The sequence below is a fragment of the Bacillus cereus group sp. BfR-BA-01349 genome (assembly GCF_022663795.1).
In the GTDB taxonomy this organism is placed as follows: Bacteria; Bacillota; Bacilli; order Bacillales; family Bacillaceae_G; genus Bacillus_A; species Bacillus_A cereus.
In genome coordinates this window covers 1-510 of the sequence record NZ_JAKUGE010000119.1, presented here as the reverse complement: position 1 = coordinate 510, position 510 = coordinate 1, and the positions used below count along the sequence as shown (strand labels likewise).

Below are 510 nucleotides of genomic sequence, written 5' to 3'. Positions count from 1 at the left end.
CCCGAAGCATATCGGCGTTAGTCCCGTCCTTCATCGACTCCTAGTGTCAAGGCATCCACCGTGCGCCCTTTCTAACTTAACCAAACTAAAATTAAAAAATATGAGCTACACTGTTATCTAGTTTTCAAAGAACATACCATTTGCTATTTAAAATAGCTTTTTGGTGGAGCCTAGCGGGATCGAACCGCTGACCTCCTGCGTGCAAGGCAGGCGCTCTCCCAGCTGAGCTAAGGCCCCAAAATGTATGGTGGGCCTAAATGGACTCGAACCATCGACCTCACGCTTATCAGGCGTGCGCTCTAACCAGCTGAGCTATAGGCCCATACAAATTGCAGGATTTATTTATATCATATCCTCATTTAAGAGTCAATACTGAATTGAACTCTCAAAACTAAACGAAAACGAAACACGGAAACTTATATTGATAAGCAGCGCTTATCAATTCTCCATAGAAAGGAGGTGATCCAGCCGCACCTTCCGATACGGCTACCTTGTTACGACTTCACCCCA

General features: G+C 45.3%; 2 tRNA genes and 2 rRNA genes. All 4 read right to left on the bottom strand.

Annotation, left to right across the window (positions count from 1 at the left end):
- Window positions 1–82: ribosomal RNA gene (locus MR169_RS27980) — 23S ribosomal RNA — on the bottom strand; the annotation flags it as partial.
- Between the two features lie 79 nt (window positions 83–161).
- Window positions 162–237: transfer RNA gene (locus MR169_RS27975), tRNA-Ala, on the bottom strand.
- Window positions 238–245: 8 nt separating this feature from the next.
- Window positions 246–322: transfer RNA gene (locus MR169_RS27970), tRNA-Ile, on the bottom strand.
- Between the two features lie 130 nt (window positions 323–452).
- Window positions 453–510: ribosomal RNA gene (locus tag MR169_RS27965) — 16S ribosomal RNA — on the bottom strand; the annotation flags it as partial.